8 protein-coding genes are annotated in these 15,705 nt (G+C 40.3%); 7 read left to right on the top strand and 1 reads right to left on the bottom strand.

Translation table 11 applies throughout. The features are described from left to right. Positions 1 to 118 precede the first annotated feature (118 nt). Complete coding sequence (locus tag NOS7107_RS03855) at positions 119 to 1,096, top strand: alpha/beta fold hydrolase (RefSeq protein WP_015111679.1); 978 nt, start codon at positions 119 to 121, stop codon at positions 1,094 to 1,096. 231 nt (positions 1,097 to 1,327) lie between these two features. Here the strand turns inward: NOS7107_RS03855 and NOS7107_RS03850 are convergent, their stop codons facing one another. After that, entirely contained in the window at positions 1,328 to 2,107 is a 780-nt protein-coding gene (locus tag NOS7107_RS03850) for a DUF3120 domain-containing protein (RefSeq protein WP_015111678.1), read from the bottom strand. 397 nt (positions 2,108 to 2,504) lie between these two features. Between NOS7107_RS03850 and NOS7107_RS03840 the strand changes: the two genes are divergently transcribed. The 6 genes from NOS7107_RS03840 to NOS7107_RS03815 all read left to right on the top strand — a co-directional run bounded on the left by NOS7107_RS03840 (position 2,505) and on the right by NOS7107_RS03815 (position 15,527). Continuing rightward, positions 2,505 to 3,464 (top strand): undecaprenyl-diphosphate phosphatase, encoded by a 960-nt coding sequence (locus NOS7107_RS03840; RefSeq protein WP_015111677.1) that lies wholly within the window; start codon positions 2,505 to 2,507, stop codon positions 3,462 to 3,464. A gap of 111 nt (positions 3,465 to 3,575) precedes the next feature. Beyond that, complete coding sequence (locus NOS7107_RS03835; RefSeq protein ID WP_015111676.1) at positions 3,576 to 4,916, top strand: TIGR03279 family radical SAM protein; 1,341 nt, start codon at positions 3,576 to 3,578, stop codon at positions 4,914 to 4,916. 96 nt (positions 4,917 to 5,012) lie between these two features. After that, a complete protein-coding gene (locus NOS7107_RS03830; protein ID WP_015111675.1) occupies positions 5,013 to 7,712 on the top strand; it encodes a glycoside hydrolase family 10 protein in 2,700 nt (899 codons plus the stop codon). Between the two features lie 177 nt (positions 7,713 to 7,889). Beyond that, positions 7,890 to 12,983 (top strand): PAS domain S-box protein, encoded by a 5,094-nt coding sequence (locus NOS7107_RS27300; protein WP_015111674.1) that lies wholly within the window; start codon positions 7,890 to 7,892, stop codon positions 12,981 to 12,983. After that, positions 12,976 to 14,190 (top strand): EAL domain-containing protein, encoded by a 1,215-nt coding sequence (locus tag NOS7107_RS03820; RefSeq protein WP_015111673.1) that lies wholly within the window; start codon positions 12,976 to 12,978, stop codon positions 14,188 to 14,190. The genes NOS7107_RS27300 and NOS7107_RS03820 overlap by 8 nt, the downstream gene beginning before the upstream one ends. Before the next feature lie 176 nt (positions 14,191 to 14,366). Then, positions 14,367 to 15,527, top strand: coding sequence for a response regulator (locus tag NOS7107_RS03815; protein ID WP_015111672.1), 1,161 nt, complete (start codon positions 14,367 to 14,369; stop codon positions 15,525 to 15,527). Positions 15,528 to 15,705: the final 178 nt, after the last annotated feature.

The raw sequence follows: 15,705 nt of genomic DNA, 5'->3' as shown, positions 1-15,705 counted from the left end.
TTTTGTTACAAAGTTTTGTCTTTGGCAATTTTATAACTGTTACAATACAGGTGTATTTTTTTACTTGTACTTGGCTGTGCATTTAGTATCAGCCGTAGCATGAATTCGGGATTTAAGAGTGTCGATTTCAATCAAAATTCTTCTGCTAGTGGCTACAACAATTTATCAAGCGATCGCCATCTGCTGGGAAGATAGACAACCACCGCCGGGTAAATTGATTGATATTGGTGGATATTGCTTACATCTTTACGTTTTAGGAGAAGCTAGACCAACAATTGTCCTAGAACATAGCTTAGGGGGAATAGAAGGCTATTTTCTGATTGAGGAATTAGCCAAATTAGGACGAGTATGTATATACGATCGCGCAGGTTATGGATGGAGTGATCACAGCCCATATCCTCGAACTAGTCGTCAAATTGTCCAGGAATTAGACTTACTACTGACTAAAGCCGAAATCGAACCACCGTATATTTTAGTAGGCAATTCCTTTGGTAGCTACAATGTGAGACTATATGCCCATCTGTTTCCCGAAAAAGTTGGAGGAATTGTACTCACAGATGGATTACATGAGACAGGAATGTTGCAGATGTCCCTCCAATTACAAGCCTTAAAGCTATTTTTTATTTCTGGCTTTTTGATTTCTATTCCAGGCTCAATACTGGGGATTATCAGATTACTGAAAGTATGTAAAGTATTTGAATTAATCAAGCCTGAGTTAGGCAACTTTTCTCAAAATTCTCTTAATTGGGTTAAACGTTCTTTTTGTCGTCCTAAACACTGGATAACAATGAGCCGAGAGATGATCAATCTAGATAAAAGTGCGCGTCAGGTGAGTATTGCTAAGGATTTCGCTCAACTTCCTCTAGTTAGCATTAAGGCTAATTCCTTCTTTAAACCATCTTTTTGGAGTATTTTTATCCCTTTACAAGGTGCTAACAAGTTGCGGGATAAAATGCACATCCAGTTAGGTGATTTATCAACAGATTTTCTGCAAGTTGAGGCAAATAAAAGTAGTCATTTTGTCTGGTTAGATCAACCAGATGTAATTGTCGATGCAGTGAAAACTGTGCTGACTAAAATCTCGTCTTCTCTCTAAAAAAATATCTTTTAAATCACTCGATATCTGGATGTTTAATATACAGCGGTAGCCAGATAGGTTAGGATATCTTCAAACGCCATAAGCAATTTACTGCAAGCATTTGACTTTTGCTATGTAGCGGTAGTTCAGATATGTTAAGACAATTTGAAAGCTTGAATGTCAGGAATAGTAAGACTTTTTCTCCTGCCTCCCGCTATACCTGTAAATTAATTGTTGAAATCTAAATCTTCAAGCACAATTGGCTGCTAACAAAAATAAGCCGTCTACCAAAATAGTACTTAAAACTGCTCCCCCAAATGCAAACCAATGGCGTTGCTGATTACGTAAAGGTAAAATTCCGGCTGCTAATAATATTAATGCCAATGCTACAGCCCAAGCTTGACCCCAAGGTGTTTGGACTTGAGCAACAGCAGCTTGTAAAATCGGTGACACGCTGTCAGGTTCCACCTGCATAATTTGTCGCCAATAAGGCATGAGGTCAACTATATAGAAATATACATCGGTTAAAACTGTGCCGAACAAGGAGCCTAAATAAAACCAGTTACCAACCTTGCACCAGTTTCTCACCAGACACCAGCAAGCAAATGGTAAGCCGATAGATTCTAATGGTAAATGCCATACAGGTTCCCAACGTAACCAACCCCAATAAATTGCCCCTGCTAACCAACTCCAGCTAAAGCCTAAGAGTAAATCCCCCCACAGGTATGTTGCAGGGCGTGACATTAAGCGAAAACTGAGCCAAACCCAAAATCCAGTCATTGCTAAACTAAGACTGGGGAGCGATCGCACTAGTGGTGCTTCAATAAATACTGGGACTGATACTAAAAACACCGCTGCCACCAACACTAACCAAGTTTGTCGGGACGATATTAACAATGGTAAAGATGGGGACGCAGAAAGTGTAGATTCTAATTCTTCTATACCTAGGTTCCCCGCATTCTTTACGGGCAAGTCCTTATCTATAGCTGTTGTAGAAGCGTTGTAAGTAAACAAAGTATTATTAATCAAAGTTTTAATAATTGTAACTAAACTTTATCTTATTTAAGATAACATACCTAAAAATCCCCCCCTAGGGCATTTTTATTTTACCTAGATTTTGCGTAATTTTAAATGTCTGAGAGAAATAAATCATGAAAAAGGGGCGTGAGGTTAATATTTTCCCTAAACCCTGCAACCCCATCTCAACAAACAAAATTTTTGCCAGCAAAACATAGTTGAGAGCATCATAAAAATGATAAAACTTAGACACCGCAAAGCTTTTCACTCTATCAGCTATTACTTGTCACCTGTCACCTGTCGTCTATTACCTCTCATCTCTTACCTGTCCCCTGCTATAAGTATCCTGTAAGCTTCTCAAAAAGATGTTTGTGTAATTGGTTGTAATCGGAGCGATCGCAGGTAAAGTATGGCCTTATCAAAACGTCTATGGTTCGTGCTTATAAGTGCCGCATCGGCAATTTTTGCAGTGGCCGCATTCCCCCTAAAAGTTATGAGTACTCCACCTAACCCAGAGGTTAGTGGGGTACAACAAATGAATATTTTGCAAGCAATTGTTTTAGGCTTTGTGCAAGGAATGACGGAATTCCTACCTATTAGTAGTACAGCCCATTTAAAAGTTGTGCCGATAGCTTTGGGCTGGGGTGATCCTGGCGTAGCGTTTACAGCGGTAATTCAGCTGGGGAGTATTGCAGCTGTGCTGTGGTACTTTTGGGAAGATTTAACGCGAATTGCCAAAGGAGCATTTAGAGCGATCGCCCAAAAAGATTATGCTGATTATGACTTACGCCTATCTATAGGAATTGCCTTGGGAACCTTGCCAATTGTCTTTTTTGGCTTATTAATCAAAAGATTTATTCCAGACTATGATAATTCGCCCATTAGAAGTATCGGCGCGATAGCGATCGCTTCGATTGTCATGTCTATATTGTTGGGCATAGCCGAAAAACTTGGCAAGCGACAACGAGACTTTGAACAACTGACCATGAATGATGGGCTATTAATGGGTTTAGCACAATCTTTAGCCTTAATTCCCGGAGTATCCCGTTCTGGTTCCACCTTGACAGCCGGGTTATTTATGACATTACAACGGGAAACAGCCGCGAGATTTTCCTTTTTACTCGGCATTCCCGCCATTACCCTAGCGGGGTTAGTGGAGTTAAAAAGTGTTTTGGGCGAAGTTAGTGGTACAGGAATATTACCCTTAATCGCTGGAGTAATTTCGGCGGCAATTTTTTCTTATATATCTATTGCTGGTTTACTGCGTTTCCTCAAAACCCAAAGCACTTGGGTATTTATTTGGTATCGCCTCGCATTTGGCGTAGCTATTTTAGGTGCGATTAGTGCCGGAATTTTGAAAAATAGTTAATCGGTCAGGATGAAGGATAAATTATGAAGAGTGAAGAATGAAAAAATAATACTTCACACTTCATACTAGCCTGCGGCAAGCCGCTACGCGTCTACATACTTCATACTTCCAATGACTAACCTTCATCCTGCCAAAATTACCAAGGTTTTACCCGACTCCATCGCCGCTGAGATTGGCTTTGAAGTGGGGGATGCGATCGTGGCGATTAATGGTACACATCCCCGCGATTTAATTGATTATCAATTTCTCTGTGCAGATGAATTTTTAGAATTAGAAGTTTTAGATACCACTGGCAAAACTCATCACGTCGAAATTGAAAAAGACTATGACGATGATTTAGGGCTGGAATTTGAAACTGCCTTATTTGATGCGTTAATTCAGTGTAATAATCGCTGTCCCTTTTGCTTTATTGACCAGCAACCCCCAGGTAAGCGCTCAAGCTTGTATTTTAAAGATGATGATTATCGTTTGAGCTTTTTGTATGGTTCTTACCTAACCTTAACCAACTTACCGGAACGGGAATGGCAGCGAATTGAACAAATGCGCTTGTCTCCCTTGTTTGTGTCTGTTCACGCGACCGAACCTGATGTGAGAATTCGTCTGTTGAAAAATCAGCGGGCGGGACAAATAATGGAACAATTGCGCTGGTTTCAAAAAAGAAGATTGCAAATTCACGCTCAAGTTGTAGTTTGTCCTGGGATAAATGATGGGCAACATCTGGAACAAACCCTCAAAGATTTAGCGTCTTTTTATACTGGTGATGTACCTGCTGTAGCATCGGTGGCAGTCGTGCCGGTAGGTTTGACGCGGTTTCGTCCCCAAGAAGACGAACTGATACCTGTAACTAGAGAAAAAGCCCAAGAAGTTATTTTACAAGTGCGATCGCTCGCTAAACAATTTCGCCAGAAATGCGGCTCAAATGTTGTCTGGTTAGCCGATGAATGGTTTTTAATTGCCGGGGAAGAACTACCCACAGAAGCTGAATACGAAGACTATCCGCAAATTGATAACGGTGTTGGTTCGATTCAGTTATTTATTAAACAATTTGCATCCGCCGCGGCAAAATTACTCCCAAACAAAATTTCTCCGCCCAGAAAATTTACTTGGGTAGTGGGTAACGCCGTCGAAAAAGCATTTCAACCGATATTGCAAAGCCTAAATTCTGTTGAGGGGTTAGAAGTAAATATGATGGCTTTAGCTAGTGATTACTGGGGACAAACTATTAGTGTCACTGGATTACTCACAGGTCATGATTTACTTTTATACCTCAAAGATAAAGATTTAGGTGAAGGAATTTTGTTGCCTAATGTCATGCTTAAACATGGCGAATTAGTATTTTTAGATGATGTCAAAGTTGAAGATTTAGCTAGACAATTAAATACAAAAATATTACCAGTAGCCGGAGTCGAAGAACTAATTACTACCTGTATTACTGAACAAGTCTTAGCTTAAATATAAAAACATCAGTTGTTTTTCGGAGGTAATTTATTGTTATGCTGAATGATAAATAATAAACACTATCTAATAATAAAAAAGTGAGGGTTAAAAGTGAAGAATCAGGGAACTGCAATCAAAGTCACAAAAAAAGTCAGATTCTTCATTTTTAGTTTTAACTTTTTAATTGTTAATTGTTTAACTAGTTTTAATATTTTAGCAGTTAGGGCAGCAAGTGAAGAACCTGTATTAAGCGTAGTCCAGAGTACAGAAAACAGGCAGCAATGGACAGGAATTACTAAACGCTTGCAAGCGATTGGGGTGAATTATTGTGTGATTCCCTTATCAGCAGTTAGAAGTAGTGGTGATTGGGGCGATCGCCGCGTCTTATTTTTGCCCAACGTTGAGACATTAACCCCCGCCCAAGCGATCGCCTTAGAATCATGGGTGAGCAAAGGCGGCAAAATCATCGCCAGTGGCCCTGTTGGCAGTTTATCAGCGCCTGGAGTCAGGCAGTTATTGCGATCACTCCTCGGTAGTTATTGGGGCTTTGGTTTAGATGAAACACAAAAACTTAAACCAGCCAAAACGCAGCCACAGAGATGGGCTAACCAAAGCGAACTATTTGGGCAAGTCCGCGGTGGCGTAATTATTCCCGAAGGCGGAACTAGTCAAGCCACCGCCGTTTGGAATGCCCCAGATAATCCCGCCGCTGTCGTCAGTACAGAATGGTCTACCTTATTAGGCTGGCGCTGGGGAACAGATGCTGCCTCTAGTTTTGAGTTAGATAACGCTTGGTTAAAAGCTGCCCTGAATCATCATTTAACAGCACCATCCCCAGGACAGCAGAAAATAGCCGGGGCGGACTCCAAGTGTTCCACTACAATTGCTACGGCTTCCCTGAATTCTCCATCTCCCATCACCCCTGTTATTCCCCAAGCACCATTAGTTCCCCTCACCCCTCGTCCATCCTCCCCAGAAGCCATTGATCAACTAGAACAAACAGTGCGCTGGAATGTGGAACCCAATTCCAATCAGCCAATTGACGAAAAAGAAGCGATCGCCCTCCAACAAGAATTAGAAAATTTAATTAGTCGGATAGAAAGCGCCCATTTAGCTGCCTCAGTTCATGCAGCTAACCTGGATGAAGCCATCACCAGCAATCCCCAATCTCTCAAAGAAGAAGAAACCCGCGTCGCCTCCACCAGACCAGGATTTGCGAGTCAAAGTAAAGAACAAGCCATTACCCAAGCGCGGCTAGTTGCCAAAAACATTCCCCAACTCATCGCCAATAAAAACTATGCCCTAGCGCGTCAGCAATGGTTAGCGACGAGAACAAATTTGTGGAAACATTTTCCTACCAATCGTCGATTAGCCCCCGCAGAAATTCGCGCAGTTTGGTTAGATAGAGGCACCATTGTGCGGGCTGGGGGCGAAAAAAAATTAGCTGAAGTTTTTGACCGTTTGGCACAGTCTGGCATTAACACAGTTTTTTTTGAAACTCTCAACGCCAGTTATCCAATTTACCCCAGTAAAGTTGCACCCCAGCAAAACCCCCTAATTCGTGGCTGGAACCCTTTAGCTGTGGCGGTGAAATTAGCCCATGAACGAGATATGGAGTTACACGCCTGGGTGTGGACTTTTGCCGCAGGGAATCAGCGCCACAACCAAGTCATTAATGTTCACCCTGATTATCCAGGGCCAGTACTGGCAGCCCATCCAGATTGGGCAAACTACGACAATAAAGGTAATACCATTCCTCCTGGTCAAACTAAACCATTTTTTGATCCAGCTAACCCAGAACTGCGCCAATATCTCTTGAAGCTATTTGCAGAAATTGTCACCGAATATCAAGTAGATGGTTTACAGCTAGATTACATTCGCTATCCCTTCCAAGATCCCTTTGCTGGCAGAAGTTACGGTTATGGTCAAGCGGCGAGAGCGCAATTTCAAAAGTTGACTGGTGTTGACCCATTGACGATTTCGCCCACCCAAGGGGAATTATGGCAAAAGTGGACAGAATTTCGTACCCAACAAGTTGATAGCTTTGTTGCCGAAGTCTCTCAAATGGTGAGGCAAAAGCGTGAGGATTTAATTTTGTCTGTGGCAGTATTTCCCCTGCCAGAACGAGAACGGATTCAGAAACTCCAACAACATTGGGAAGTTTGGGCAAGACGAGGAGATATAGATGTAATTGTTCCCATGACTTATGCTCAAGATACTGCCCGGTTTCAACGCCTCGCCCAACCGTGGATAGCTTCTAGTCAGTTGGGTTCAACTTTGTTAGTCCCAGGAATTCGGTTGCTGTCTTTACCGAATTTGGCAGCATTTGACCAATTACAACTAATTCGAGACTTACCAGCGAGTGGTTATGCCCTATTTGCCGCTGAAAATTTTAACAACGATTTGCTGAAAATCTTTACCAACACTCAAGGTAAAGTGTCATCTGTGGCTGATGAACCGATTCCCCTACGTCAGCCTTTTCAAACCGCCGTTGTGCGTTATGGGTTGCTAAAGCGAGAATGGCAGTATGTTCTGCAAAACGAGTTAGTGCAGATACCAGCGATTAAAGTTGCTGATTTTAACAACCAAATAGAAGTGGTAGAAAAAGCTTTAAATCAATTAGCGGCTGCCCCTTCTCCGGCGAAATTACTCACAGCTAGAGCTTCTTTAACTCGATTTCAGGCGCAATTTCGCATTTGGATGCGCGAAGCTGCCACAAATAACCCTTATCAAGTCAAAGTTTGGGAAAATCGCCTAGCCACTATTGAAAGACTATTACGCTATGGCGAAAGGCGATCGCAATTACGTTAGGAGATAGAGGCAAGGGAAAATAACCATTAACCCTTGACTCTTCACACAAAATTTACATTATACTTACAGTATTTTTCATTAGGATAATATTATTAATTTACCCGCCAGATCCCAGAACATACTGGTAAAACATAAGTTGAGATAACTATTGATTGATGATAGCTATCGTGATTATCTATGTATACTCGACAACAACATCTCTGGCTACAAAGCTTAGAGGCCGTAATTGACTTTTCGCCACTAACCGTTCAGCCGGAAGCAACAGTGTCAGAGGTAATCTCACTGATGGCCAAGTGTGATGTCCCTGTTTTGGTAGTATCAGTTTCGCAGGTATTAGGATGGTTGACCGCACAAGATATACTCAAGCTCTTAGCTTCAGGTATTGATGGCAAAGCTACCAAAGTTACTGAAGTGATGCAAACTCCAGTAATTATGTTGAGAAGATCAGAATTTTTTAATATCAAGGCAGTATTATCACTGTTACGTCAGCATAAGTTAAATATTTTGCCAATTCTTGATGAAGCAGATCAACTAATTGGCACAGTTACTCCAGAAAGTATTTGTCAAGCATTGGAGCAGTCAGATGAAAATTCACAAGAAAAAGAGAGACTACGTTTATTAGAGTCCGCAGTAGTAAATGCCAACGACTCAATTTTAATCACCGAAGCCCATATTTCCAACGGTCAAATAGAACCGCGGATAGTCTATGCTAATCAGGCATTTACTCAGATGACTGGTTACACACTAGAGGAAGTCATCGGCCAAACACCCCGATTCTCTCACGGGGAAAAAACTTGTCGTGTCGAAATGAAAAGACTGTTTGCGGCTGTGCAAGCTGGCTTACCTATTAGAACAGAGTTACTCAGCTATCGCAAAGACGGCTCAACTTACTGGGTAGATATGAACCTAGTACCAATTAAAAATGCTCAAGAACATATCACTCACTTTGTCGCTATACACCGCAATATTACAGAGCGAAAACTGACAGAAGCAGCCTTACAGTGGAACGAAGAATTATTTCGCCAATTGACCGAAAATCTGCACCAAGTTTTTTATGTCTGGGATGGGAATCAACAGAGACTGCATTATGTTAGCCCAGCTTATGAAAGAATTTGGGGGAGAAGTTGCGATCGCCTGATGCAAAATCCCCAATTATATTTTGCGGCAATTCATCCTCCAGACCGCGATCGCGTAGTAGCAGCGTTTCAAAATTTATTAACAGGTCAATCTTTCGATGAAAGATATCAAATTGTGCGCCCTGATGGTGCAATTCGCTGGATTTCTAGCAAAATATTGCCGATTAAAAATGATCATGGACAAATTTATCGCTTCGTCGCTATAGATGTAGATGTGACTGAACGCATCCAAGCAGAAGCCGCCATGCACGAAAGCGAAAGACGATTCCGCGCAATTTTCAACGGCACGTTTCAATATTCTGGCTTACTCACCCCAGAAGGCAACTTACTAGAAGCGAACCAGACATTACTAGACTTTGGTGGACTGCAACCACAAGATGTAGTCGGTAGATTATTCTGGGAAACCCAATGGTGGATGATTTCCCCAGCAATCCAAAATCAATTAAAACAAGCAATTGCGATCGCCTCTAGAGGAGAATTTATTCGTTACGAAGTTGATATTCTGGGCGCTCACCAAACATTCCACACCATAGATTTTTCCCTCAAACCCCTCAAGGACGAAACAGGCAAAATCGTCCTCCTGATTAGCGAAGGGCGAGATATCACCGAACTCAAGCAAACACAAATAGCACTTAAGCAGGCCAACCAAGCATTAGAACAACGCGTCGCCCAGCGAACCATAGCCCTACAGCAAACAAATCAGCAATTATTAACAGAAATTGCCGAACGCCAAATCGTCGAAGAACAACTAAGGCAATCTCAAAAAATCTTGCAATTAGTCATGGATACTATTCCCCAAGGTATTCTCTGGAAAGATCGTAATTCTGTAGTTTTAGGTTGTAATCGTAACTTTGCTAAATTTGTTGGTGTCGAAAAGCCAGAAGATATTATTGGGAAAACAGGTCATGATTTCCTAGCACATAAGTCAGAAGCAGACTTTCACCAAGATTGCGATGCGAGAGTTATCGAGACAAATCAACCTGAATATCATCTAATTGCACCCCTGCGGCTAATCAATGGCAAACAAAGTTGGTTGGAAATTAGTAAAATACCACTACATGATGTTGCAGGTAATGTAGTAGGTCTCCTGGGTACAGTTGCAGATATTACTGAACGCCAACAAGTACAGGCAGATTTAGAAAAAAGTGAGGAACGCTTGCGCTTTTTAGCAGAATCCATTCCTCAACAAGTATGGATAGCGGAGGCAAATGGTAACATCGAATACATTAACCAAAAAACTCTTGACTATCATAGCTGCACTCCAGAGCAGATTTTTGGTTCAGCATGGCAGCAATGGCTACATCCCGATGATTTACCTCAATGTTTAGCAGGATGGGAGGCATCTTTAGCTACAGGTCAACCATTTGAAAGTGAGTTACGCTTACTGAGAGGGACTGATCGCACCTATCGCTGGCATTTAGTCCGTGCCGTACCTTGGCGTGATCAAACAGGTGAAATTCACACTTGGTTCGGCACAAATACTGACATTGACGATCGCGTTACAGCCGAACTAGCCTTGAAACATAGTGAACAACGCTTCCGTAACTTGGTTGAATCTAGTTACGATTTGATCTGGGAAGTTGATCAAAACTGTGCTTATACTTATGTCAGTCCGAAAATTCGGGCCATTTTAGGTTACGAACCAGAAGCAGTTTTAGGCAAAACACCGCTTGATTTCATGCCACCAGAATTACATGAAACCCTATCGCCCAGTTTTGCGGCAATTTTGGCAGTACCCCAACCATTTCAATGTTTAGAAAATATTCAAGTTCATCAAGATGGGCATTTAGTTCTGTTGGAAACCAGTGGAGTGCCAATCTTTGATCAAGACGGAAAATTTGTTGGTTATCGTGGTACAAATCGAGATATTACCGCACGCAAACAAGCAGAGACCGTATTCAAAGAAACTCAACAGCAACTACAGGCAATTTTAGATCACTCCGCAGTGGCGATTTATGTAGTTGATACAGATAACAAATTTCTTTTAATTAACCGTTATATTGCTCAACTACTCAACATAACCCAAGAGCAAATAATCGGTAAAAGCATTTACGATCTATGGACGCAAGAGATTGCTGATGGGTTTGCTGTGAATAACCATCGGGTAATTACTCATGGGGTACCAATCAAAGTTGAGGAATTTGTACCTCTTGAGGACAGTTTACACACCTACTTTTCTGTCAAGTTTCCCTTAAAAGATGCCCAAGGCGTAACCTACGCTGTCTGCGGTCTGTCTACCGATATTACTGATCGCAAATTGGCAGAAGAATCCTTAACTCGCTTTCATAAAGCGATTGAAAGTACCAGTGATGCTATTTGCATGACAGATGGAACAGGTAAAGTGACTTATGTTAATTCTGGGTTTACTGAGATATATGGATACAGTTTAGAAGAATATCAGGCGGCTGGGGGAGCAGTTAGTATCTTCCAGTATCACGCAGAGCTAAAGAGAGTATTAGCCGCAATTGAAAATGGTAACTCATGGCGTGGTGAAGTGACGATGAAAGCCCGCAATGGGCGAATGTTACAAGTTTATTTGCGTGCTAACGCTATGAAAGATGCTACTGGTAAAATTATGGGGTTAGTTGCCATCCATACTGATATTACACCCCGGAGACAAGCAGAAGAAGGTTTAAGACTACGCGATCGCGCGATCGCTGCCAGCAGTAATGGCATTATCATTGCCGATGCCAGCATTCCCAACGGCCCAATTATTTATGTGAATCCTGCTTTTGAAAAAATGACAGGCTATAGTGCAGCCGAAGTTATCGGCACCAGCTTTCGGTTATTCCAACGCGCAGACATTGAACAATCTGGTTTACAAGAACTGAATACAGCAATGCAAGTAGGCAGAGATTGTACCGTAACTCTGCGAAACTATCGGAAAAATGGCAGCCTATGGTGGAATGAACTGAATATTTCTCCAGTATATGATACTGAAGGCATACTCACTCATTACATCGGCATTCAAACCGATATTACTGAGCGTAAACAAACAGAAACTGCCTTACTCGTCAGTCAACAGCGATTGCAATACTTACTTTCATCCAGCCCAGCTGTTATCTATACCAGTAAAGTTGGCGAAGACTTTGGCGCTACCTTTGTGAGTAAAAATATTAGCACCATCACTGGTTATCAACCACAAGATTTTACCGAGGATACCAGCTTTTGGGCGCATCATATCCACCCAGAAGATGTACTTAATGTTTTTGCCGAACTCAGCCAAATATTGCAGCAAGAATATTACAGTTTAGAATACCGCTTTCTCCACAAAAACGGGACTTACCGCTGGGTATCTGACCAAGGTACACTAGTCCGAGATGATACTGGCAACCCAGTGGAAATGGTAGGTTACTTAGCAGATATCACACAGCGTAAGCAATTAGAACAAGAACTCAGAATAGCGCTAGAGAAAGAAAAAGAACTGAATGAACTAAAATCTCGGTTTGTTTCCATGACTTCTCATGAATTTCGTACACCGCTGAGTACGATTCTTTCTTCTTCAGAATTACTAGAACATTATCGTTACAAATGGACAGAAGAAAAACAAATTACCCACCTGCATCGGATTCAAGCAGCAGTGAAACGCATCAATGAAATGCTGAATGATGTTTTAGTCATTGGTAAAGCCGAAGCGGGAAAACTTGACTACCAACCCACTGCTTTTGATTTGGTTGCCTACTGTACTCACATCATCGAAGAAGCGCAACTAAATCAAAATAATCGCTGCTGCATTTATTTTAGTAGTCAATATTCATCCATATCATGCTGTATGGATGATAAATTGCTTGGACATATTCTCCATAATTTACTCTCGAATGCAATTAAATATTCGCCAGAAGGAAGTACTGTTAAATTAACCCTTGCTTGTGAACATGGACAAGCGATATTAGAAATTCAAGACCGAGGTATTGGTATTCCACCAGAAGATTTGCCACATTTGTTTGAGTCTTTTCATCGTGCTAAAAATGTGGGAAATATTTTAGGAACTGGATTAGGACTGGCAATTGTAAAAAAGTGTATAGATATACACAAAGGAAAAATTGCTGTCACCAGTTCATTAGGAGTTGGCACTACCTTTACCGTAACTCTGCCATTAAATAGCACAATGGAAATCGAGGGAAATGATGATTAAAATTCTAGTAATTGAAGACGAAGAATCTGTGCGGGAAAACCTTTTAGATTTGTTAGAAGCAGAGGATTTTGAGACCATTGCTGCTGCTAACGGTAGAACAGGTGTAGATTTAGCATTTGCCGAATCTCCAGACTTAATTTTATGCGACATGATGATGCCAGAAGTTGATGGTTATGGAGTTTTAACAGCATTACGACAAGACCCATTAACAGCCACAATTCCCTTTATTTTTCTGACAGCTAAATCAGCTAAATCAGACTTTCGCCAAGGCATGGATATGGGTGCAGATGACTATCTAACTAAGCCATTTACACGGGCGGAATTATTAAGTGCAATTATGAATCGCTTAGAAAGGCAGGCTACTTTAAAAAAATATTTATCTAGTCCAATAACAGTAGCTAAAACTGTATCACCCAAAATTCAGTTATTAGAAATGAATTTGCAACGGGTAGTTCAGCAAAAACAATTTCAAGAATTTGAAATTTATTATCAACCAATAGTTGATATTGCTTCTGGTCAAATCATTGCAGCTGAAAGTTTATTACGTTGGCAAAGTCCAGAATTAGGTTTAGTTACTCCCTCAGAATTTATCCCCATTGCTGAATCTACAGGTTTAATTGTGCTTATTGATCAATGGGTATTACAAAATGTTTGCCAACAAATTAAAATTTGGCATGATGTGGGAATTGCTTATTTAACAATGACTGTAAATTTATCAGTGATGGAATTTCATCAGCCAGATTTACCCAACAAAATTAATGATTTTTTAAAAATAAATAAACTCGAACCACAATTTTTAGAAATAGAACTAACTGAAAGCATAATTATGCAAGATATCAATAGTGCGATCGCCACTATGAATAAATTAAAATCTTTAGGTTTAAAAATCGCTATTGATGATTTTGGTACAGGTTATTCTTCGCTCATTTATCTCAAAAATTTACCAATTAATACTTTAAAAATTGACCGTTATTTTATTCATAACGTAGCTGTTGATCATCAGAAATCTGCTATTACTAAAGCTCTAATTGAAATGGCTCATAACCTAAATATGCGAGTAGTAGCTGAAGGCGTAGAAACAGAAGAAGAATTGAACTTTTTACGGGAATATCGCTGTGATTCTATGCAAGGTTTTTTATTTAGTCGTCCATTACCAGCAGCAGAATTTGAGAACTTTTTGTGGAGTAATAGACATTTATATATATAAATTTATGCAAAGTTTATAATAGGAATTTTTACTACATAAAACTTTTGTATTTATCAGAGAAAGATAAATATATAATTCTATTGGTAAATCAGGAGTTGGTAATGCAAATATTATTCATAAAGTCTTTTTAGAAGATATTTTTAAAATTTTATATTTACTGAACTTTAATCAAGTATATGAATAAAATCTTAGTGATTGAAGATGATCTAAATGTGCGCCAAAACCTCATAGATTTACTATATGCCGAAAATTTTAATGTCATCACTGCCGAGAATGGTTACTTTGGTTTGCAGTTAGCGCAAACAGAAATTCCTGACTTGATAATTTGTGATGTGATGATGCCAGAATTAGATGGTTATGAAGTCCTCAAAGAATTACGCCAAAACCCTAAAACGGCAATTATTCCCTTCATTTTTTTAACCGCTAAATCTGAAAAAACTGACTTTCGTAAAGGTATGGATTTAGGTGCTGATGACTATATTGTCAAACCTTTTTCTCGGTCAGAATTATTAGCTGCAATTACCTGTCGGTTAGAAAAACAAACTGTAATTTATCAACAAACTCAAGAAAAACTAGAGAAATTGCGTACTAGCATTACTCTGTCATTGCCTCACGAATTACGCACACCGCTAAATGGCATTTTAGGTTTCTCGCAAATTCTTATGGAAGAAAGTGCATTGCTAGATGCAGAATCCATCAAAGAAATGGCAGAATTCATCCATCAATCAAGTCAGCGTTTATTTCATTTAATTCAAAAGTTTTTACTATATGCAGAACTAGAAATTATTGCCACAGATCCGCAGCGTGTCCAAGAAATTCAAAATCAATCAACGGAATTTCCCACACCAGATCTAACTAATTTGATGATGAAAAAAGCTAAAAATGCTGACAGAGAAGATGATATCCAGCTAGACTTATCACCATGCAATATCAAGATTGCTGCTAAAAAAATTACGAAAATAGCTGAAGAATTACTAGATAATGCTTTGAAATTCTCTCCCAGCGGTACACCGATTAAAATTACAGCTAGGGCTACCAATAATACTTTTAGTTTATCTTTTAGCGATCGCGGTCGAGGTATGAGCCGAGAGCAAATTGCCGAATTAGGTGCTTATCGGCAATTTGAACGCAAACTCCATGAACAACAAGGCTCAGGCTTAGGCTTAATTATCGCTAAAAAATTAGTAGAATTACACGGCGGTACCCTCAAAATTGAAAGTAGGCCCCAAGACAAAACTGTTGTGACTGTGACACTTCCCTGTAGCACTCAAGAAACATCACCAGATAATTACTCAGTACTGGCTGAATGCCCCGCTACCGCTAACAGCACTCCATAACTCAGCACTTAAATAAAAGCTTGGACATTGCTCAAACAGCGTTAGCTTGTTTGGATAATGCCCAAGCTAGTTGGGTATGTAGATTTGGCTGACTCGAATACTATTATGTCTAGCCGATGTATGAATTGATGTTGGGGTTTTTGCCGAAGTTAGCGTATAACTTGTATAAGTTGTATAC

The organism is Nostoc sp. PCC 7107 (assembly GCF_000316625.1).
Taxonomy (GTDB): Bacteria; Cyanobacteriota; Cyanobacteriia; order Cyanobacteriales; family Nostocaceae; genus Nostoc_B.
This window is presented reverse-complemented; position numbering and strand designations above follow the sequence as displayed.